This is a genomic window from Bacillus sp. FSL M8-0025, assembly GCF_037975475.1.
Lineage (GTDB): Bacteria > Bacillota > Bacilli > Bacillales > Bacillaceae > Bacillus > Bacillus subtilis.
The window spans coordinates 328,471-349,924 of the sequence record NZ_CP150258.1 but is presented as its reverse complement, the minus strand read 5'-3'; the positions used below and the strand labels follow the sequence as shown (position 1 = coordinate 349,924).

At 45.5% G+C, this 21,454-nt stretch carries 21 protein-coding genes; 7 read left to right on the top strand and 14 right to left on the bottom strand.

Annotation, left to right across the window (positions count from 1 at the left end; genetic code table 11):
- Nucleotides 1–12: 12 nt before the first annotated feature.
- Nucleotides 13–1,023, bottom strand: a complete 1,011-nt coding sequence (gene ffoR / locus MKX38_RS01880; protein WP_144527514.1) for a ferredoxin--NADP(+) reductase — start codon at nt 1,021–1,023, stop codon at nt 13–15.
- Nucleotides 1,024–1,184: 161 nt separating this feature from the next.
- On the opposite strand from ffoR, the gene MKX38_RS01875 reads away from it, so the two are divergent.
- The 3 genes from MKX38_RS01875 to MKX38_RS01865 all read left to right on the top strand — a co-directional run bounded on the left by MKX38_RS01875 (nt 1,185) and on the right by MKX38_RS01865 (nt 3,882).
- Entirely contained in the window at nt 1,185–2,039 is an 855-nt protein-coding gene (locus MKX38_RS01875) for an alpha/beta hydrolase (RefSeq protein WP_076458386.1), read from the top strand.
- Nucleotides 2,040–2,138: 99 nt separating this feature from the next.
- Nucleotides 2,139–3,020, top strand: coding sequence for a permease (locus MKX38_RS01870; RefSeq protein ID WP_072557077.1), 882 nt, complete (start codon nt 2,139–2,141; stop codon nt 3,018–3,020).
- Nucleotides 3,021–3,024: 4 nt separating this feature from the next.
- The gene (locus MKX38_RS01865) at nt 3,025–3,882 is read left to right on the top strand and encodes a TIGR03943 family protein (RefSeq protein ID WP_003234649.1); all 858 of its coding nucleotides are present in this window, start codon (nt 3,025–3,027) and stop codon (nt 3,880–3,882) included.
- 36 nt (nt 3,883–3,918) lie between these two features.
- On the opposite strand, the gene putR is transcribed toward MKX38_RS01865, so the two are convergent.
- The 7 genes from putR to MKX38_RS01830 form a co-directional block, all read right to left on the bottom strand.
- Nucleotides 3,919–5,154 carry a proline utilization transcriptional regulator PutR gene (putR, locus tag MKX38_RS01860; RefSeq protein WP_003234651.1) on the bottom strand — a complete coding sequence of 412 codons (1,236 nt, stop codon included), beginning with the start codon at nt 5,152–5,154 and terminating at the stop codon, nt 3,919–3,921.
- 152 nt (nt 5,155–5,306) lie between these two features.
- Nucleotides 5,307–6,728 (bottom strand): sodium/proline symporter PutP, encoded by a 1,422-nt coding sequence (gene putP, locus MKX38_RS01855; protein ID WP_010886399.1) that lies wholly within the window; start codon nt 6,726–6,728, stop codon nt 5,307–5,309.
- 123 nt (nt 6,729–6,851) lie between these two features.
- Complete coding sequence (gene pruA, locus MKX38_RS01850; protein WP_042977246.1) at nt 6,852–8,399, bottom strand: L-glutamate gamma-semialdehyde dehydrogenase; 1,548 nt, start codon at nt 8,397–8,399, stop codon at nt 6,852–6,854.
- A gap of 16 nt (nt 8,400–8,415) precedes the next feature.
- Nucleotides 8,416–9,327 carry a proline dehydrogenase PutB gene (gene putB, locus MKX38_RS01845; protein WP_003246421.1) on the bottom strand — a complete coding sequence of 304 codons (912 nt, stop codon included), beginning with the start codon at nt 9,325–9,327 and terminating at the stop codon, nt 8,416–8,418.
- A gap of 189 nt (nt 9,328–9,516) precedes the next feature.
- On the bottom strand, nt 9,517–10,299 hold the full coding sequence (locus MKX38_RS01840) for a nucleotidyltransferase domain-containing protein (protein ID WP_003246492.1): 783 nt from the start codon (nt 10,297–10,299) through the stop codon (nt 9,517–9,519).
- An 84-nt stretch (nt 10,300–10,383) separates the two neighbouring features.
- A complete protein-coding gene (gene cah / locus MKX38_RS01835) occupies nt 10,384–11,340 on the bottom strand; it encodes a cephalosporin C deacetylase (protein ID WP_015382711.1) in 957 nt (318 codons plus the stop codon).
- A 71-nt stretch (nt 11,341–11,411) separates the two neighbouring features.
- Nucleotides 11,412–12,386 carry a LysR family transcriptional regulator gene (locus MKX38_RS01830; protein WP_019712413.1) on the bottom strand — a complete coding sequence of 325 codons (975 nt, stop codon included), beginning with the start codon at nt 12,384–12,386 and terminating at the stop codon, nt 11,412–11,414.
- A 75-nt stretch (nt 12,387–12,461) separates the two neighbouring features.
- Here MKX38_RS01830 and MKX38_RS01825 point away from each other — a divergent pair, with 75 nt between their 5' ends.
- On the top strand, nt 12,462–13,265 hold the full coding sequence (locus MKX38_RS01825; protein ID WP_258185527.1) for a class I SAM-dependent methyltransferase: 804 nt from the start codon (nt 12,462–12,464) through the stop codon (nt 13,263–13,265).
- A gap of 27 nt (nt 13,266–13,292) precedes the next feature.
- Here the strand turns inward: MKX38_RS01825 and MKX38_RS01820 are convergent, their stop codons facing one another.
- A complete protein-coding gene (locus tag MKX38_RS01820) occupies nt 13,293–13,853 on the bottom strand; it encodes a shikimate kinase (protein WP_019712415.1) in 561 nt (186 codons plus the stop codon).
- A gap of 277 nt (nt 13,854–14,130) precedes the next feature.
- Between MKX38_RS01820 and tmrB the strand changes: the two genes are divergently transcribed.
- Complete coding sequence (gene tmrB / locus MKX38_RS01815; RefSeq protein WP_339189373.1) at nt 14,131–14,724, top strand: tunicamycin resistance ATP-binding TmrB; 594 nt, start codon at nt 14,131–14,133, stop codon at nt 14,722–14,724.
- 49 nt (nt 14,725–14,773) lie between these two features.
- Here tmrB and nadE read toward each other — a convergent pair whose 3' ends face one another.
- Together nadE and MKX38_RS01805 are read right to left on the bottom strand one after the other, a co-directional pair.
- The gene (gene nadE / locus MKX38_RS01810) at nt 14,774–15,592 is read right to left on the bottom strand and encodes an ammonia-dependent NAD(+) synthetase (RefSeq protein WP_019712417.1); all 819 of its coding nucleotides are present in this window, start codon (nt 15,590–15,592) and stop codon (nt 14,774–14,776) included.
- A 129-nt stretch (nt 15,593–15,721) separates the two neighbouring features.
- On the bottom strand, nt 15,722–16,318 hold the full coding sequence (locus MKX38_RS01805; RefSeq protein WP_003246345.1) for a DUF1989 domain-containing protein: 597 nt from the start codon (nt 16,316–16,318) through the stop codon (nt 15,722–15,724).
- Nucleotides 16,319–16,447: 129 nt separating this feature from the next.
- Between MKX38_RS01805 and MKX38_RS01800 the strand changes: the two genes are divergently transcribed.
- Nucleotides 16,448–17,788: an amino acid permease gene (locus MKX38_RS01800; RefSeq protein WP_003234675.1), complete on the top strand. Its 1,341-nt coding sequence runs from the start codon at nt 16,448–16,450 to the stop codon at nt 17,786–17,788.
- A gap of 1 nt (nt 17,789) precedes the next feature.
- Here MKX38_RS01800 and MKX38_RS01795 read toward each other — a convergent pair whose 3' ends face one another.
- The 3 genes from MKX38_RS01795 to MKX38_RS01785 all read right to left on the bottom strand — a co-directional run bounded on the left by MKX38_RS01795 (nt 17,790) and on the right by MKX38_RS01785 (nt 19,788).
- A complete protein-coding gene (locus MKX38_RS01795; RefSeq protein WP_044052645.1) occupies nt 17,790–18,551 on the bottom strand; it encodes a YqcI/YcgG family protein in 762 nt (253 codons plus the stop codon).
- 69 nt (nt 18,552–18,620) lie between these two features.
- Nucleotides 18,621–19,250 carry a LysE family translocator gene (locus tag MKX38_RS01790; protein WP_015252870.1) on the bottom strand — a complete coding sequence of 210 codons (630 nt, stop codon included), beginning with the start codon at nt 19,248–19,250 and terminating at the stop codon, nt 18,621–18,623.
- A 73-nt stretch (nt 19,251–19,323) separates the two neighbouring features.
- The gene (locus tag MKX38_RS01785; protein ID WP_003246360.1) at nt 19,324–19,788 is read right to left on the bottom strand and encodes a MarR family transcriptional regulator; all 465 of its coding nucleotides are present in this window, start codon (nt 19,786–19,788) and stop codon (nt 19,324–19,326) included.
- A gap of 112 nt (nt 19,789–19,900) precedes the next feature.
- On the opposite strand from MKX38_RS01785, the gene bmr3 reads away from it, so the two are divergent.
- On the top strand, nt 19,901–21,439 hold the full coding sequence (gene bmr3 / locus MKX38_RS01780) for a multidrug efflux MFS transporter Bmr3 (protein ID WP_003234681.1): 1,539 nt from the start codon (nt 19,901–19,903) through the stop codon (nt 21,437–21,439).
- Nucleotides 21,440–21,454 lie beyond the last annotated feature (15 nt).

Below are 21,454 nucleotides of genomic sequence, written 5' to 3'. Positions count from 1 at the left end.
CCAAGGGCTGTTTTATTTATGTACCAATTTTTTATGATGGGTTGAATACATCGCCATATTCTCAGCCTTAGGATCCAAATAAGCCTTTGCGCTGTTGACTGCTGTCGGGCCTTCGGTAAAGCCGCCGGCAATTAATCTCAGCTTGCTTTCATAAAAAGCCGCATCGCCCGCCACAAACACGCCCGGAAGATTCGTTCGCATATGTCTGTCAGCTTTCACCCTTCCTTCTTCAATCTCCAGCCCCCACTCCATCATCGGCCCGAGATCAATTTTGAACCCATGATTAATGATCAGCTCATCAATTTCTATGTCTTTCCTCTGGCCAGACTCAGTATGACAAACGGTCACGCTTTTGATGCCCTCTTCATCTCCGTTCAACTGCTCCAGCCGATAAGGAGTAAGCACCCGCACCGATGATTGTTTCATTTTCGTCACGCTGCTTTCCATTCCGCCGAATTCCTCACGCCGATGAACGACAGTCACAGACGCCGCAATCGGTTCAAGCTCATTAGCCCAATCGACCGCAGTATCTCCGCCGCCTGATATCACCACGCGCTTGCCTTTAAATGCATCAAGCTTTTCTACTCCATAATGAAGATTTTTGCCCGCATATCGGGCCGCATCCTCGCTGTCAAACTCATTGACCTCAAGTGTACCCATGCCGCAAGCCAAAATCACAGTTCTTGTATAGTGCTTTTCCCCTTCAGAACCCGTCAGTACAATGGTGCCGTCATTCAGGCGTTCAAACCCGGTCACACGCTGATTCAATACGATATCAGGATCAAACGTTGCCGCCTGCTCCTTCAGCTGCTCGATCAGCTGCTTTCCCGCAATCCCCGGTATGCCGCCGATATCGCGAATGATTTTCTCAGGAAAGAATAAAGACACCTTCCCTCCGAGCTTCGGCAAAAATTCGATTACCTTTGTTTTCAGCTCCCGCATCCCGCAGTAAAAAGCAGTAAACAGCCCGATCGGCCCGCCCCCTATTATCGTAACGTCATATACCTCTTGATTCTCAGCCATCCGTCCTGCCTCCCGTTCACATCTATATCAAAGTTTTAATTGAGAATGAATATCAATACAAAGTATATCATATTTCACGAGCCTGTGTTTATTCATTTCTTCACCTTGTGATCAATTGTTGAAAACCCTATAATAGGCAAAAAAACAAATGGGAGTAACAGATGAAAAGACGAGTCGAAACGATCACCTTCGAAGGACATACACTAGAATATTCAGTGGCTGGAAAGGGTGCCCCCATCCTTGTCATGCATGGCGGGCATTCAAATTGTTACGAGGAATTCGGATACACAGCGTTGATTGAGCAAGGGTATTCCATCATTACGCCTTCAAGGCCCGGCTATGGACGAACGTCAAAAGAAATTGGAAAAAGTCTTGCCAACGCCTGCCGTTTCTATGTGAAATTATTAGATCATTTACAAATCGACAGTGTCCATGTGATCGCCATCTCAGCAGGAGGGCCGAGCGGCATATGCTTTGCCTCACATTATCCGGAAAGAGTAAATACATTGACCCTGCAATCCGCGGTCACCAAAGAGTGGCTCACCCCAAAAGACACTGAATATAAATTGGGGAGAATTCTCTTCCGCCCGCCGGTGGAAAAGTGGATATGGAAGCTGATTTCTTCTTTGAATAACGCTTTCCCACGTTTGATGTTTCGATCTATGAGCCCCCAATTCAGCACGCTTCCGTTTCAGCGAATCAAGTCCTTGATGAATGAAAAAGACATAGAAGCATTTCGGAAAATGAACAGCCGGCAGCGCTCGGGTGAAGGATTTCTGATTGACTTGTCACAAACCGCCGCTGTCTCTTTAAAAGACCTGCAAGCCATCATATGTCCCGTGCTGATTATGCAAAGTGTTTATGATGGATTGGTTGGCTTGTCACATGCACATCATGCAAAAGAGCACATTCGTGGCGCTGCTCTCTGTTTGCTTCACTCATGGGGGCACCTGATTTGGCTCGGAAAAGAAGCTGCAGAAACAGACAGTATCCTACTCGGCTTTTTGGAATCCTAACCAAAGTGAAACGATCCTTTCCCTTCCTCCGTCAAACAAGCAGTGCCTTTTTTTCTGGTATCATAAGAAAGGCAGCTTAACATGAGCGGAGGTTTTATTGTGACAGCACAATCATCTTTTCTTCAGCTGAATTCTATTTTTATCAGCATTTTAATAGAAGCCATTCCGTTTATTCTGATTGGCGTCATACTTTCCGGAATCATTCAAATGTTTGTTTCTGAAGAAATGATTGCAAGAATCATGCCGAAAAACCGTTTTCTCGCCGTTTTATTCGGTGCGCTGGCCGGCGTTTTATTTCCCGCCTGCGAATGCGGCATCATCCCGATTACGAGGCGGCTTCTGTTAAAGGGAGTTCCTCTGCATGCGGGCGTTGCTTTCATGCTGACCGCGCCTATCATTAATCCTATCGTTTTATTTTCTACTTATATTGCGTTCGGGAATAGATGGAGCGTGGTCTTTTACAGAGGCGGACTGGCTCTCGCCGTTTCGCTGATCATCGGGGTCATCTTATCCTATCAATTTAAGGATACCCAGCTTTTAAAGCCTGATGAACCCGGGCACCATCATCATCACGGCACCTTGCTCCAAAAACTGGGCGGGACCTTGCGGCATGCCATTGATGAATTTTTCTCCGTGGGGAAATATTTAATCATCGGCGCCTTTATCGCAGCCGCTATGCAGACGTATGTCAAAACATCCACTCTGCTTGCGATCGGGCAGAATGATGTATCCTCTTCCCTCGTGATGATGGGTCTGGCGTTTGTCCTGTCGCTTTGTTCAGAAGTTGATGCGTTCATCGCGTCTTCCTTCAGCAGCACGTTTTCATTAGGATCGTTAATCGCCTTTCTCGTCTTTGGTGCAATGGTGGATATTAAGAATCTATTGATGATGCTTGCGGCCTTCAAAAAACGATTTGTTTTCCTGCTGATTACATACATTGTCGTGATTGTTTTAGCGGGATCACTACTGGTAAAGGGGTGATTGGATGTTTCGTTTATTGGTGCTGATGGGATTTACGTTTTTCTTTTATCATCTGCATGCCTCAGGAAATCTAACAAAATATATCAATATGAAATATGCCTATCTTTCCTTTATTGCGATCTTCCTGCTGGCCATTCTGACCGCCGTCCAAGCATATCTATTTATCAAGTCGCCTGAAAAAAGCGGACATCACCATGACCATGATTGCGGGTGCGGCCATGATCACGAGCATGACCATGAACAAAACAAGCCATTTTATCAGCGTTATTTGATTTATGTTGTTTTTCTTTTTCCTTTGGTGTCAGGCATCTTCTTCCCGATTGCAACGCTTGACTCATCCATTGTCAAAACAAAAGGGTTTTCGTTTAAGGCGATGGAGAGCGGAGATCACTACTCCCAAACACAGTATTTGCGGCCTGATGCCAGCCTTTATTACGCGCAAGACAGCTATGACAAACAAATGAAACAGCTGTTTAATAAGTATTCCAGCAAAAAAGAGATTTCTCTGACCGATGACGATTTCCTAAAAGGAATGGAAACCATCTATAACTATCCGGGTGAATTTCTCGGACGGACGATAGAATTTCATGGATTTGCTTACAAAGGAAACGCAATTAACAAAAATCAGCTGTTCGTATTAAGGTTTGGCATCATTCACTGTATCGCTGATTCCGGCGTGTACGGGATGCTTGTGGAATTTCCGAAGGACATGGACATCAAGGATGATGAATGGATTCACATTAAGGGCACTCTGGCCTCAGAATATTACCAGCCATTCAAGTCAACTCTCCCTGTCGTCAAAGTAACTGACTGGAATACCATTAAAAAACCTGATGATCCGTATGTTTACAGAGGATTTTAAGTGAAGACGAAACCAGTACAAGTACTGGTTTCTTTTTTATTTCTTTTTCATCAGCATCAAATCGAGATAGAGCTGGCACCGCGTTCTGAAATCGCTTAAATCGATCGACGTCATCTCAGTAATCTGTTTGATGCGGTAATTCAATGTATTTTGGTGAATAAACAGCTGTTCCGCCGCTGGTTTTGTTTTGCAGTTGTTGAGGAGATAGATTTCCAAGGTTTTGAGCAGCTCAGTGCTGCTTTCTTCGTCTTTTGCTTTTAATAAAGCTAAATCTTTATTCTCGTATTCTAAAAATTCATTTTTCTGTTCGATGCTTTCTAAATAGCGGTAAATGCCGAGTTTGGCATATTCATATGGAATGTTTTCCTGATTGCCGGTGATTTCTGCGGCTTTGATGACTTCAAGTGCTTCTGTGTAGCTCTTGCCAAGTTTTAATAGGTGATTATATTCGTTTCCGATACCGATATAAATAGGGGTAGGTATTTTCTGAAAGTGAAAATGTGTTAACAGCTTGTTAATAAACTCAGAAGCTGCTGAGGAGACGGAGCTTTTTTGGGAAAAACTCGCTACGACGATGACAATATTTGATTCGATCGTTAAGACATGACTGACCTTATCCCGTAAATTCAGGTACGACCTGATATTTTCCTTTAAATCCTCTACCGCTTCCCCATCCCCATTTGCGGCGTGCAGGATAACAACTGAAAACATGGAAGGCAGCACGGTGTTGATCCTTTCAGCTTCCCGTCTGAGTTCCTTCTCAGAGGTAAATTGCTGATAGATCGCCCGTTTGATGAGATCCTCTGCTTTTTCTTCCTTTTCCTGTTTCAATTTATTCGTTTTATAAATAATTTTCCCGACATGGAAGGAGGTCTCGTACAAAAAGTCGAGCTCTTCATCCGTCAGATTTTGGTCCAGCTCCTGAATCCAGATGTAGCCCATGACTTCCCCTTTGTGCTTTGCACTCACGACCACCCTCTGGTTTAACCCAATGCTTTCAATTTTATTGACGCGAAAAGGCTCAGGCTCTGTTTTCAATTTTTCAATAATTCCGTCCTTCAGAAACCTCTCAAAAATCTGGACCGGACACTTTTTCGAAAAAATAGTCTGCTGGTTGGCAGAATCAAAATGGTTAATATAGTAAGAATTATAGGCTAACAAAAAGAAATCCGCGCTTTCCAGTATCACTGGCTTTTGCAGTTCATAGCTAATAAAATCAATCAGCTTATCAACATCTGAAAATGAAAAAACTCTCTCTAAAAGCTCTTCCATACCTTTTTCTCCTATACTTTTTTTACTTTAATCATATCCATACGGGGTCTTTTTGTATAGAAAAAAATACGTTTGTTTCCAAAAGAAAAAAATGGCCGCTTAAAAGGAGAAAAGAGGAAAAAGGGACAGCCCCTTCCTCCTCCTTTCGATCTTTATTGCGACATTGTATCTTGGTAGTCGTTGAACTGGTCTGTGACAGCTTGTGACGGAGCCTGCGTCAATATGCTGACAAAAAAGACAGATAATAGACTCGCAGCAAAACCAGGTATCATTTCATACAGAAAGTCCGAAAGACCGGCATTCGCCCAAATGATTACAGTCGCTGCTCCCACAATCATGCCGGCGAGTGCCCCCCATTTGGTCATTCGTTTCCAAAACAGACTGAGCAGTACAACCGGCCCGAATGATGCACCGAAGCCCGCCCACGCGTAGCTGACCAATCCAAGGATGGTGTTATTTTTCTCCCAAGCCAGAACCAACGCGACAATTGAAACAGCCAGAACAGCCAGTCGGCCTAAAAACACCAGTTCTTTATCTGAAGCTGAGCGTCTGAACATCGACTTATACAAATCTTCTACTAGAGAGCTTGATGTCACAAGCAGCTGGGAAGAAATTGTACTCATAATCGCGGCCAAAATCGCTGAAATCAGAAAACCCGTGATAATCGGATGGAACAAGATATTCCCTAATTGAATAAAAATCGTCTCTGGGTCCTTCAGTGTCATGCCGCGCTGATGGTAATAAGCGATTCCGCCCAAACCGGTCAGCACTGCGCCTACTGCAGACAAAATCATCCAGCCCATCCCAATTCTGCGCGCTCTTTTGATCTCTTTGACAGACGTGATCGCCATAAAACGCACAATAATATGCGGCTGGCCAAAGTATCCCAGCCCCCAGGCAAACAAAGAAATAATGCCAAGGACGCTCGTTCCTTTGAAAATATTAAACATATCAGGATCTACAGAGCGGATTTCAGCAACTGTATCACCTGCTCCTCCCGTGTGGAAAAACGTAACGATCGGCACAAGAATGAGTGCGGCAAACATAATGATCCCCTGAACAAAATCTGTCCAGCTGACTGCCAAAAAGCCGCCAAACAGGGTATATGCCACAACAACACCCGTCACAATCCACAGGCCGGTGTGATAATCCATCCCCAAGATGCTGTTGAATAAGACGCCGCCGGACACCATTCCGGACGATACATAAAACGTGAAAAAGACTAAAATGACAATTCCCGAAAACAGTCTGAGAAGCTTTGTTTGATCTCCGAAGCGATTTTCCAGGAATCCGGGAATTGTAATCGAATTCCCCGCTTTTTCAGTATAGGTTCTCAGCCGCGGTGCGACGTAAAGCCAATTCGCCCACGCTCCAAGGCAAAGTCCGATGACGATCCAAGCGCCGCTCAGACCAGTAGAAAACATGGCGCCCGGAAGCCCCATTAGCAGCCAGCCGCTCATATCGGCAGCGCCGGCACTGAGAGCGGTTACTGCCGGACCCAAAGAGCGTCCTCCCAGCATATAATCCGTCAGATTCGACGTACGCTTGTAAGCAAAGTAGCCGATTAGCAGCATTCCCGCCATATAAATACAAATCGAAATAATCAGCTGTGTGTTTTCTATGGCACTTCCTCCTCTTTTTTATAGTATATGGATGAAATGGACACCCCCGCAGGGAGGATGCCCATTTAGTCCCGCTTAGAACATTTCACTGATTGTTTTTGCTTGCATATGCAGAGCCAAGTAATCCGGCCCGCCTGCTTTTGAATCCGTTCCCGACATTTTGAAGCCGCCAAACGGATGGTAGCCGACGATAGCACCTGTACAGTTGCGGTTGAAGTATAGGTTTCCGACATGGAATTCCTGTTTCGCACGCTCGATGTGCTTGCGGTTGTTTGTGATAACCGCGCCTGTCAAACCATATTCAGTATTGTTTGCCACTTCTAAAGCTTCATCAAAGTCTGACACTTTACAAAATGCAACGACAGGTCCGAAAATTTCTTCCTGCATGAGTCTTGCTTTCGGATCAAGGTCAGCGAAGATCGTCGGTTTGATGAAGTATCCTTTCGAATCATCACCAGTACCGCCGCTTACTAAACGCCCTTCCTGTTTTCCGATCTCAATATAGCTCATAATTTTATCATAAGAACCTTGGTCAATGACAGGTCCCATATAAACATCTGCACTGTCAGGTTTAGATGTTACTTTTGATTCCGTAATTTCAATGACACGCTCTAATACTTGATCATACACTTTTTCATGAACTACTGCACGTGAACCTGCAGAGCATTTTTGTCCCGCAAAGCCGAATGCTGAAGTAAAGATCGATTGAGCCGCTAATTCAATGTCCGCATCCTCATCAACAACAACCGTATCTTTCCCGCCCATTTCAGCGATGACACGCTTTAAATGCTGCTGGCCCGGCTGAACCTTCGCCGCGCGTTCGAAAATTCTCGTACCAACTTCTCTTGATCCCGTAAATGTGATAAGGCTTGTTTTCGGATGGTCAACAAGATAGTCGCCTACTTCCGCTCCGCTTCCCGGAACAAAGTTGACTACGCCTTTTGGCAATCCGGACTCTTCAAGCACCTCAACAAATTTTGCTGCAATAACAGGTGTAGCACTCGCAGGTTTCAGAACCACTGTGTTTCCAGTAACGATCGGCGCCACTGTTGTGCCTGCCATGATCGCAAACAAGAAGTTCCAAGGCGGGATAACGACTGTCACTCCAGTCGGCGTGTATACATATTGGTTTTTCTCGCCTTCACGGCTGTTGACCGGTTTGCCTTTTGCCAGTTCGATCATTTGGCGTGCATAATACTCCATGAAGTCAATCGCTTCAGCCGTATCGGCATCCGCCTCGTTCCAAGGCTTTCCTGCTTCTTTCACAAGCAAAGCTGAGAATTCATGTTTTCTTCTGCGGACTTTAGCAGCAGCGCGGAACAGGACAGCCGCTCTCTCTTCAGGAGACGTATATCTCCACTCTTCAAATGCTTTTGCAGCCGCTTGAATCGCTTGCTCAGCGTGCTCTTGAGACGCTTTTGACACTCGGCCGACGACTTCTTCTTTATCAGCTGGGTTGATTGAAACGATTTTCGCTTCCGTTTCCACTCTCTCGCCGTTAATGACAAGCGGATAGTCTTTTCCTAAATATTCGCTTACTGTCGCAAGCGCTTTTTTAAACGCTTCCACGTTGTTTTGATCTTGGAAATTTGTGAATGGCTCGTGTTTGTAAGGTGTTGTCATGATAATCTCTCCTTTTTTACTTCTTTGTCATTCCTTTGAAAGCAAATGCAATGTTTGACGGACGTTCTGCAAGGCGTCTCATAAAGTAGCCGTACCAATCCTCGCCGTATGGCAGGTAGACTCTCATGTTATAACCTTCTTTTACGAGGCTGAGCTGGGTTTGCGACCGCATGCCGTACAGCATCTGAAATTCAAACTTGTCATTGGCAATGCCATGTTCCTTGGCAAGCTGCTTTGTAAAGTCGATCATTTTGTCGTCATGTGTGGCAATCGCTGTATAGTGACCGTTTAAGAGCTGCTTTCGGATGATTTTTTTGTAATTTTCATCGACATCGCTTTTCTCCGGGAAAGCTACTTTTTCTGATTCTTTATAAGCTCCTTTTACAAGGCGAAGGAACGGGTTTAAAGAATCCAAATCGTCAATGTCTTTTTCCGTCCGGTACAGATAGGCTTGCAGCACTGTGCTCACATGCTCGTATTTCTTTCTGAAATCTTTGAAAATATCAAGCGTTTTCTGGCATCTGACTTCGTCCTCCATGTCAATGGTGACCATGATTTTATGTTTCTCGGCCGTCTGAAGGATTTTTGTCATATTTTCATACACCAAATCCATATCTATATCCAAACCTAAAGACGTCATTTTTAAAGAAACGTGTGAGTTCAGCTCCTGATCCGCGATGGTCGCAATGGTTTGAATGCACTCTTCCGTACGCTCCCGTGCGACCTCGGCGCTGTTCACAAACTCGCCTAAATGATCGACAGTAACTGACAAGCCTTGGCTGTTAAGCTGTCGAATGGTCGGGATTGAACTGTTAAAGTCATTCCCGCCGATAATTTTACCCGCTGCTACCCGACTTCCCCAGTTCCTCGCCATTTTATTGAGAAAGCCGCTTTTGGATAAAAATAAGAAAAAATCTCTTGTGATCACTTCCAACCTCAACACCCCGCAATCTAAGAAGTATTTGTATGAGTTTATTGTAAATGGACAAAACCACCGTTCACAATATTCTCAAAATACAAAGATTCTGATTATTTTTGTGGGTTTGCCACAATCAGATAGTTAGAAAGTCGGGGGGGATTCTGTCGAATAAAGGAGAAAAGGAAGCGACAAAAAACATCAGCTTCCTCCATCCTTCCACACTTCTTCAACCGTATTCAAAAGCAAACGGTTCAATTCAGATGTCATATCTTTTTTCTCTGCCTTCAGTTCTTTTGCCGCTTCCATGATTCTTTCGATTTCCGTTTCAATGAATTGGTGAATAACATCGATTCTTGCTTCGAGGTCAAGCTCTTCCCCTCTTCTTTTCCGTTCAAGCAAGGTTTCCATTTCAGCCTTCAGCTCGGGTTCAGCAACAAGTTCATTCATCAAAACAGTAAAGTCCATTGGCGGTATGGTTCCGTGCTTTTCAATCCATTGGCAGGCCAAAATAGGCCGAAGAACGTAGAAGTACTTTTTAATTTTGACCTCTTGTCCTTGTAGATAATCCTTGACGTTCCTTCTCGCCATATTGATATAGTGATACACGCTTGCTTCAGGCTTAAATGCCTCCGTGCGCAGTTTTCTTAACTGCTCTGCGGTCGTAAATGCTTCATAATACACAATGTCTGAGGACAGCCATTCGAGTAGCGGAGGGTTTGACTTTTTGAAAAGCCGAAGCGTTTTTCTCAGCTCCCAGCCGCTGATATCCAGCAAATCGTGAATCGGTTCCTCAATGACATCACGCTCCTGCTCAATTGAAAAGTACCACTCCTTTTTCGGAACATAAATAAAGCGGACGTCGTAATCACTATCCTGCGAGGGAAATCCCCATGCGCGGCTTCCTGACTCGACGGCATACACGATTTTGACTCCGTATGACTGCTCGATCCGTTTTAATTCATCAATGATTCTTTGTTTCATATCTATTCGTCTCCAGTCTGTTCTCATTCCGGCAGTTTGCAGAAAAAAACCGCCTGATGATATGCGGCGGCTTTTCACATTTTATCAGCCTTTAAGATGCTGCTTAAAGAAAGCAAGTTTTTCCGTTTGAAAAGCAGGGATATACTCATGTCCGAAGTAGCGGTACACCTTCAGCTCTTTCTCTGTTTCCAAATGATTGTAGGCGGCAAACACGGTGGACGGCGGCGTGACCTTGTCAATCAGGCCGATTGACATCAGGACAGGCACCTTCACTCGGTCAGCGAGATTCATAATATCGAAATATGAAAGTGTCTTCATCGCCTGCACTTCTGTTTCCGGACTGCCATTTCTTCTGAAGAAGGAATTGATTTCAAGATACGGCTGTTCAAGCGCCACATCAATGGCCCGTTCGAAGTTGCTTAAATAAGGATAATCGGCAACCGCGGCTTTTGGAATGTCTGACAGCGCCGCTGCGGCAATGGTTAAACCTCCGCCTTGGCTTCCTCCTGTCACACCGATCCTTGTTTCGTCAACCTCGTCAAAGCTGCTGATAACCTCAAGCGCGCGGACGGCGTCCAAATAAACACCGCGGTAATAGTATGTATCTTTATCAAGAATTCCTTTCGTCATCCAGCCCAAAGCGTGACCGTGCGGTGAAATACTCGTATCCTCGCTGCTCTGCTGGCCGCGGACAAGCATGCCGAATGCGGCGTAGCCATGGAGTGCCCAGTTTACCATTTCATGAATCTCACCATCATAGCTTGCATTGTAGCCATGATATTTCACGATCGCCGGATGCGGGCCTTCCTTGTCAGGCACCGCGTACCATCCGGTAATGCGGGCGTTTTCGAAGCTTTTATATGTGAGACGGTACACTTTTACTCCGTCAGCAGGATAGTCAACCGGCTGTAAATCAGGTTCTGCTTGGACTTTTGCAAGTTCCTCCAAAGATAATTTCCAAAACTCAGAAAAATCTTTCGGTGCTGTTTTTTCAGGCTTATATGTTTGCAATTGGTCGAGCGGCAGATCGAATAGTTGCATTTCCGATTATTCCCCTTTGTTTTATAAGATTTAGTTTGTATTCCTATACTACCACGTTTCGTCTTTGTTTTCTAAATATTTTCATCTTTGTTTCCCAGACAGCCTTCATCAAACGTTTGTTTAAGACTTTCCCGGCTTAGTTCCATAAAGGCCTGGGCCGTCAGACTGACATAGCGGTTCTTTAAAAAGACAAAGACGAGGGTTCGTGATGGCGCGGATTGAATCGATAAATAGATCACACCTGGATCTTTATCCCTTCTGACCATATTCGGTGCCATAGTCACACCTAATCCATTAGCCACAAGAGATTGGGCGGTTTCAATATGGCTCGTCTTAAAGGCAGCATTCGGCTTAAAGCCGCTTTCCGCGCAGAGATCGAGAACTGTCCTGCGAAAGCCGAAGCCTTCTTTTAACAGAATAAAGGGCACGTTCCTTACCATGTCAATCGGCACACACGGCTGGTGTCCCTCCTTACCTTCCAGCGCTTTCTCAATCAGCGCGACCATTTCCGGCGGCATCCACCTTTGTTTTTCCTTCGGCATCGCGAGAACAACCGGTTCCGTGAGCAAGGGTGTAATGGAGAGCCGTTCATCCTCGATGGGCAAGGATAAAACAGAAAGGTCAACTTCTCCCTTTGCCGTCATCTCCTCTAATGAAACCGGATCTTTTTCAACAAGCTGAACCTCCACATGAGGATAGCGCGCCAAAAACTGCTTCAGCAGCGGGGGAAAGAGATATCTCCCTGTTACAGCAGGAATCCCGATGGATAATTTATGACCGATTCCCTGTGATCGCTCCTGCATTTCCCGAAGCAAATCATCTCTGGAACGAATGATGTCCTCGGCTTTTTCAATGAAACGCCTGCCGTGAGGTGTCAGTGTAACAGAGCCATGGGATCTGTGAAAAAGGGTAAGCCCCAGCTCAGCCTCAAGCTTTTTGATTTGCTGGCTGAGAGACGGCTGTGCGATATGAAGATGTTCCGCCGCCTTTGTAAAGCTTTGGCGCCGGGCAATTTCCGCTGCATATTCCATCACTTTAATATCCATTTCAGCCTCCATAGGTTGAACCTATCATTTTCATCATTTTTATATCTTGGACGAATCATAACAAAAATTGCTAACATAATCCATATCATCATTTACGAAAAGAAGGAGCTGGTTCAAATGACAAATGAAACACCGTTTTCTAAAAACGCCGAGATGTATCGGGATGAAAAGGTATTTGCCGAGGGGGAAGATTTGGGGTTGATGATCAAAACAGCGGAATGCCGGGCAGAGCATCGGGTGCTGGATATCGGAGCGGGCGCCGGCCATACGGCCCTGGCATTTTCTCCTTATGTACAGGAGTGCATCGGTGTTGATGCGACGAAAGAGATGGTTGAGGTTGCGTCCTCCTTCGCGCAAGAAAAAGGAGTTGAAAACGTACGCTTTCAGCAAGGAACGGCAGAGTCACTCCCCTTCCCCGACGATTCATTTGACATCATCACCTGCCGATACGCAGCCCACCATTTTTCAGATGTCCGCAAAGCTGTCAGCGAGGTTGCACGCGTACTAAAACAGGACGGACGTTTTCTCTTAGTTGATCATTACGCGCCTGAAGATCCCATTCTTGATGAGTTTGTCAATCATTTGAACCGGCTTCGAGACCCTTCCCATGTTCGAGAAAGCTCATTATCAGAATGGCAGTCGATGTTCAGCGCCAATCAACTGGCCTATCAAGACATCCAAAAGTGGAACTTGCCGATTCAATACGATAGCTGGATCAAACGAGGCGGAACCCCCGCTGACCGAGAAAAACAAATCATTGCCCACTTGAACCACGCATCAGACGAAGCACGCGACACGTTCTGTATTACATTGAACCAAAACGGACAGCCCATCTCCTTTTGTTTAAAAGCGATTTTGATACAAGGGATAAAACGATAAAAAAAGCCGTGCGCTGCGCACGGCTTTTTACATCGGCTGATAAAGATCCCAGCCAATTTTTAATGTCTCAACAATGTAATCGGCAACCTCTTCCGGGGAAAGGTTGTCTGTTGCCACTTTTGAATTGTGCTTGTCATAAATGACTTTTCTTTCGTTAAACAGCTGTTCCATTTCATCCATTGAACGGTTATGCAGTACAGGGCGGCTTTCGATCAATAAATCCGCGCGCTGCTTCCAGTTCTCCCATGACAGGTCCAGATGAAGCACGAGACAGTTTTCCAGACAGCAATTTCTGATTTCTTCTTGTTTAAAAGATCCCCCGCCCAGAGATACGATTTTGAATCGTTTATGATGGCAGATGTCTAAAATATATTCCTTCTCCGTTTTCCGGAAAAAGTCTTCTCCCTTTTTCTCAAATATCTCAGGAATTGTCATATTGAAATCCTTTTCGATCTCTTGGTCAATATCAATAAAATCTCTATATAATTTTTTAGCGACCAATTGGCCGATTGTTGTTTTTCCTACACCCATGAATCCGATCAGGACGATATTTCTTTCTCTTACTGGGATGGCTCGTTTAGCGTTCATCTTCGGCGAAATCCTCCTAAGGAATGAAATTTTATATTCATTATATGCTTATTTAACGAATATTTATATAGATACCGGCTTTACCGGTCAAGCTTATAGTGCGCTTTGTTGTTTAGCCATTTTTGCCTGAATGACATTCATTGTACAACATTTCTGCAGGTATTTTAATACTTCGACGCAAAAAAGCGTTAAAACCTTCCGCCTTTATTGTTTTTCCAAATGACTCTTCGATGGAAGGGTCTTTTTCTGTATGATGAATAGGAAGGGAGAAATGGCGATGATCATTTGGATAAAAGGGGCATTCGGTTCCGGAAAAACACAAACAGCCTTCGAACTGCACAGAAGGCTGAACCCATCTTACGTGTATGATCCCGAGAAAATGGGTTTTGCGCTGCGCTCCATGGTGCCGCAGGAGATCGCAAAGGACGATTTTCAAAGCTATCCCTTATGGCGGGCGTTCAATTACAGTTTGCTAGCTTCTCTGACAGATACATACCGCGGCATCATTATTGTGCCTATGACGATTGTACATCCTGAATACTTCAATGAGATCATCGGCAGGCTCAGACAGGAAGGCAAGATCGTTCACCACTTTACACTAATGGCTTCAAAGGAAACCTTGTTAAAAAGGCTGCGCACCAGAGCAGAAGGAAAAAACTCATGGGCCGCCAAACAAATCGACCGCTGTGTTGAAGGATTATCATCACCCATTTTTGAGGACCACATTCAAACAGACAACCTGTCGATTCAGGATGTGGCAGAGAACATTGCCGCGAGAGCCGAACTCCCATTAGATCCTGATACGAGAGGCAGCCTCCGAAGGTTCACCGACAGATTAATGGTAAAGCTGAATCATATCCGCATCAAATAAAGCTCCTGTACACGACAAAAGCCCGCTCCGAGAGCGGGCTTTCTTCAACTTATTTCCACCAGTCATCAAACATAGACGCCGGAACCTGGCGTTTATGTTCAGTCATGCTGTAGCGTTTTTCCAGCGCTTCTGATACTTTCGCTGATACTTCTTTTCCTTCGAGATAATCGTCAATCTCGTCGTAGGAAATGCCAAGCTCTGTTTCATCCGACTGCTGCGGTTTTTCGTCGAGCAGATCGGCAGTCGGTTCTTTTAAGTATAAGCGTTCCGGTGCACCCAGCTCTTTCAGCAGGGTTCTTCCCTGGCGCTTCGTCAAGCCTGTCAGCGGCAGGAGGTCTGCTCCGCCGTCACCGTACTTCGTAAAGAAACCAGTCACTGCTTCAGCAGCATGGTCTGTTCCTAACACAAGAAGACCTTCCTGGCCGCCGATCGCGTATTGCGCGATCATTCTTGTTCTTGCTTTTACGTTTCCTTTATTAAAGTCCGTCAGCTGATCGCCTGTTTCCTGCTGATACTGTTCAGAAAAAGCGCTGACTGTCGATTTAATATCAAACTTCCATGATTTATCCGGCTTAATAAACTTCAAAGCAAGCTGGGCATCGTCTTCATCCTGCTGTGTGCCATGCGGAAGACGGACAGCGATAAATTGAGCGTCTCCGCCCTCCTCGCGAATGCTCTCCACCGCAAGCTGAGCGAGCCTTCCCGCAAGTGTTGAATCCTGGCCGCCGCTGATTCCCAATACAAAGCCTTTAGCACCGGTTTTCTTTACATATTGTTTTAAAAAATTGACTCGGTCCTCAATTTCTTGCTTTGGATCAATTGAGGGCTTCACATGTAACTCACGCATAATCTTTTCCTGCATGCTCATCCCAATCATTCCTCCTGTACATTTTCCCTTGTTACTGATCATTTCCCCAAATCAATGAAAATGAATCATGACTGTTATGTATCCCTATTTAATATAGCACAGGTCTTCATTCACAGTGAACAAGAGAGATCAGCTGACTTCAACCCGTATGGATGTCACACTGTCGCCATTGCATTTCCCTTTTTCAATCGGGCAGGAAGAAAACGCGACAATTAAATCCATCTCCGCCCTGAGCCTTACATAATCTCCGGCATTCGAAAGCGGCGTTTCCACAGACAGATTCCCTTTCTCATCAAGGACAGTATTCATAAAAATCGCAAATGGGTAATGCATGTGAGGCTTCGGTACGCCAAACTGCTCAAGCGCACGGTTCATATTGTCATAGCACGTATCCTGAAACTCATCCTTTTGCTTCCCATATAAGAGCCTGTTCATATCAGGACGGCAGGCGGGCAGCAGCAGATCATGCTTGCCGACCGTATCTTCAATCAGGGTTAACATCGGCTTATACAGGTTGGAGTAGAGATGGTCGTTGACCTTCACATGAATGGAGTGATTGGCGTCTATCGTCGCTCCCTGATCAAGGTGTTCATAAAAATCCTTGGCATGGTATGCGACAAAATCAGCCACCTGCTGCCCTTCTACATCAACCACCTTTAAAATCTGACCCTTTTTCAGCTTCAGCCCAAGCCCTTTTTTCGGCTCCACAATATATTGCTGTGTCATTGGTTTGCTCCTTTTTTCATTAGTATGAGCGTCCGCTTCCTTCTCCATGTAAAAAGAGGCAAAAATCCGATGTATATAAGCTTTGGACAGATCACAATCTAACCTTAGATAAAAGGGGTTGAATAAATAATGAGCCAAACAAAAAAAGACCAGCCAAAAGGGAATCTGGCTTGGTGGCAGCTGTCACTGATCGGAGTCGGCTGCACGATTGGAACAGGCTTTTTTCTCGGTTCCAGCATCGCAATTGTAAAAAGCGGTTTTTCCGTTCTCCTTTCATTTCTGATCGCAGGGATCGGTACGTATTTTGTCTTTGAACAGCTCGCCAAGCTGTCGGCGAAGCAGCCGGAAAAGGGCTCGTTTTGTGCGTATGCCCGAAAAGCATTCGGCAAATGGGCAGGCTTCAGCAACGGCTGGGTGTACTGGACATCAGAAATGCTGATTACCGGAAGCCAGCTGACAGCCATTTCGCTCTTTACGAAGCATTGGTTTCCTCAAGTGCCGCTATGGGTGTTTGCCTCAATCTACGCAGTACTTGGGCTCCTTATTATTTTCACCGGCCTGTCCGTCTTTGAAAAAACAGAAAACGTGCTGGCAGTGATTAAAACAGCTGCTATTTTTATGTTTATTGTCATTGCCATCCTGGCTTTATGCGGTATCCTGTCCGGCGGAAATCATGGCATACATGTTCCAAATAAGACGATTGAGTTTTTCCCATACGGCGCCATGGGGCTGTGGACAGGTTTAATCTACGCGTTTTACGCTTTTGGCGGAATTGAGGTCATGGGGCTGATGGCGGTTCACTTAAAAAAACCTGAGGAAGCGTCTAAATCAGGGAAACTGATGCTGGCAACGCTGGCGATTATTTATATTATTTCAATCGGGCTGGCTCTGCTTTTGGTTCCGTTACACGCGTTTACTGAACAGGACAGTCCGTTCATTACATCATTAAAAGGATATAACCTTGAGATCATCCTTGATATATTTAACGGGATTTTCATCATCGCCGGGTTCTCGACCCTTGTCGCTTCGCTTTTTGCCGTTACGACATTGCTTTGTACAATGGCTGATGACGGCGACGCGCCGAAATGCTTTACTCTAAAGGAAGGCAAAAAAATATGCTGGCCGGCACTTGGGCTGACGTTTGCGGGGCTTGTTCTCTCCATTATTCTGTCGTTAGTGCTGCCTAAAAACATTTATGAGCATATGACAACAGCTGCGGGGCTTATGCTTTTATACACTTGGCTGTTTATCCTGTTCTCCAGCAAAAAGCTGACTGATCCCGAGGGCATGGGAAAAACGCAAATTTATTTAGCGATGGTTCTGATTGCTGCGGCTGTGTCCGGTACATTGTTTGAAAAATCAAGCCGGCCCGGTTTTTTCGTCAGCATAGGTTTTCTCGTGATCATCGCCATCGTTACCATGATCTATCAAAAAAAGCAGGGTCATAAAGATCGCCCTGCCAGTCCTTGATTTATTTCATTTTGTTGAACATGTTCTTTAAATAAGAAAACGGGCACTTCGATACCTGTTTTTCGTCATCACGGAGGAAATACTGCTTCCATTCACGATTATCCTTTCCTCCGTACCAGCCTAATTGCGGGTGAATCGGAGCCTGATCATAGGCCTCTAAACGAGATCGGATCAGCCTGCTCATGTTACGGCCAAATGCAGTTGATCCATTTAGGTCATCAAACACCCACCTTGGCTGAAACGTGACCATAAAAAAAGGAAAGCTCCGGCTTCTTCTTGCCTCGTGCCCCGGTGTAGCGCACAGAATGAAATACGGCTCGCCGTCAAAACAAAACTCCCATTTATAATGCTCAGGATCGGCCGGAATGTCTTCCGGCCATTCTTTTTCGTCTTGATGACTCAGTCTATTTAAAAAGCGCCAAAACAGCTCTTCATACGCTTCAATCGAATAATGCTCCGCCAAATCTTCCGGTGTATCAAACAACACAACGAGGGATGCATATTTTCCCGTGTCCCGCGATATCTTGCCGTACTCCGCAAGCAACGGAGCCAGTTCCTCCGCTGTACAGTTTTCCCGCGGATCTCCGGCAAAAGCAATCCGAAGCTGATCAGTCAGAAACGCCTGGCGTCCGGGAATGCACGGAAACGTATCCGCGTCGTCCCCCAGAGTTTCTGCCAGCAGCTCAAAAGCGATTCTTTGCCATTCAGGAAGCTCTTCCTGAATACGTTCCAGAAAACTTTTGGTGTAAATCCCATTCACCATTGATCCACCTCCAGTATCATCTGGATACTATATTAAAACTGGAAGCGGCAGGTGACTGTCCTTCATGAATCAGCCCAATAACTGTTGGATGCCCTGATAACCAAAGTAAAAGCCAAACACAAGGAGGGATACACCGGCGATTCCGGTCAATCCTCTCAATAGCTTTTCATGAAGCAGGTTTCTGAACGTACTGGCTGTGATAGCCATGCAGAAATCCCAGATTAAAATGCCGATCATGATGCCGGAGCTATAGATTAGAAGCTGATTCATATTGTAGGCCTCTGCTGTTTTCGCAAGAATGCTTCCGTAAATTCCAAGCCAAAAAAGGATGCTCAATGGGTTTGACAATGAAATGAGAAAACCCGATGCGAATGTTTTCCTGTATGACGGTTTCCCCCGCGAGCTTCGCACATCCATCGGTTCTCTGACGTTTTTCAGCGTTTCAATTCCGGTATAGGTCAGGACAAAAAAGCCGAAGAGCCACAAAAACGTTTTCACAAATGGAGCGGTCAAGAACTGCGACAACCCGAAATAGATAAAAAGCATGTACAGCCCATCCGCTGTCATGGCGCCTAAACCGAAAATCCATGCATGCCAAAAACCGTTTTTAATTCCTTTGTCTATTTGCGCCGCATTCACTGGCCCCACAGGCGCAGACAAGGACAGTCCCAGCACAATATAGCTCAAAAAAATGTTCACCGGCCCGTACTCCCTTCTCTTATGTAACTTGTACAATTTATTCGGGAACGGGCCAAGCTATGCACAAATTCACTTACTGTTTCAGACGTTCAAGCTCTTCCTCCATAATATCGGCGGCTTTGCCTACAAAACTGAAAATGAGTTCCAGCTCCTCTTCCGTATATTCGCGGCACAAATCCATCGTTGACTCAGACAGAGGACGGAACAAATCCTTTATATGTTTTTTCGAAGCAGTCAAAGGGACGATTACGACTCTCCTGCGATCGTTCGGGTCCTTTTCACGAGCCACATACCCCGCTTTTTCCAGCCGGTCAACAAGCGCCGTGACGGAACCCGTGCTGAGGCCGGTTTTTTTCCCCAACTCTCCGGCCGTCATCGGCCCTGCTTCATTTAAAATGTCAGCTGATTTCAAATCGGTGGGAAACAGACCGAGAGCTTGAGCGGCTGCCTGATGAAACAGAACCGTTCTTGTGCCCAGTTTTCGAAAAAGCTGAACAGCAGTCTTTTCCAACTCACTTCTGGAATTTCTTGTTGACAACTGACAGTCCTCCCTATAAAATCGAGTTTATCTTGATAATCGAGATATTCAACAATCAAACTATTATCATGATATCAGAACTTACATAGAAAAGTAAGAGGAGGTAGAACAAATGGACACAACAACAGCAAAACAGGCTTCCACCAAATTTGTGGTCCTCGGTCTCCTGCTGGGCATCTTGATGTCTGCAATGGACAATACGATTGTTGCCACCGCGATGGGCAATATCGTAGCCGATCTTGGAAGCTTCGATAAATTTGCCTGGGTGACGGCATCCTATATGGTGGCGGTTATGGCTGGCATGCCGATTTACGGCAAGCTTTCCGATATGTACGGCCGAAAACGTTTTTTCCTGTTTGGACTTATTTTTTTCTTAATCGGTTCTGCTTTATGCGGGATTGCCCAGACGATGAATCAGCTGATCATCTTCCGGGCCATTCAAGGGATCGGAGGCGGCGCGCTCCTGCCGATTGCCTTTACCATTATCTTTGATTTGTTTCCGCCGGAAAAACGCGGAAAAATGTCCGGCATGTTCGGTGCTGTATTTGGATTATCCAGTGTTCTTGGTCCGCTCTTAGGCGCGATCATTACAGATTCGATCAGCTGGCACTGGGTGTTTTACATCAATGTGCCGATCGGCGCATTGTCATTGTTTTTCATTATTCGCTACTACAAAGAATCTCTGGAGCACAGAAAGCAGAAAATAGACTGGGGCGGCGCGATTACCTTAGTCGTATCCATTGTATGTCTGATGTTCGCCCTTGAGCTTGGCGGCAAAACATACGATTGGAATTCCATTCAGATCATCGGGCTGTTTATTGTATTCGCCGTTTTCTTCATTGCCTTTTTTATTGTGGAGAGAAAAGCAGAAGAGCCGATTATTTCTTTCTGGATGTTTAAGAACCGCTTGTTTGCCACAGCGCAGATTCTCGCTTTCCTGTATGGCGGAACATTTATTATTTTAGCGGTATTTATTCCGATTTTCGTTCAGGCGGTCTACGGCAGCTCGGCGACAAGCGCGGGCTTCATTCTGACGCCGATGATGATTGGATCAGTCATCGGAAGCATGATCGGCGGGATCTTCCAAACGAAGGCAAGCTTCCGCAATTTGATGCTGATATCTGTTATAGCTTTCTTTATCGGCATGCTGCTTCTTTCCAATATGACGCCTGACACAGCACGGGTATGGCTGACAGTCTTTATGATGATTTCAGGCTTTGGTGTAGGCTTTAACTTCTCCCTGCTGCCGGCGGCATCGATGAATGATCTTGAACCTCGCTTTCGGGGAACGGCAAACTCTACAAATTCATTTTTGCGATCATTTGGCATGACCTTAGGCGTCACCATTTTCGGAACGGTGCAAACAAACGTATTCACGAACAAGCTGAGCGACGCCTTCAGCGGTATGAAAGGCTCAGCGGGATCAGGTGCTGCGCAAAATATTGGCGACCCGCAGGAGATATTCCAAGCGGGAACACGTTCCCAGATTCCTGATGCGATCCTGAATCGCATTATTGACGCGATGTCATCAAGTATTACGTATGTGTTTTTGCTCGCTTTGATTCCAATTGTCCTCGCGGCGGTTACCATTTTATTTATGGGGAAAGCCAGAGTGAAAACAACAGCCGAAATGACAAAGAAAGCAAATTAACATAAAAAAGCAGTA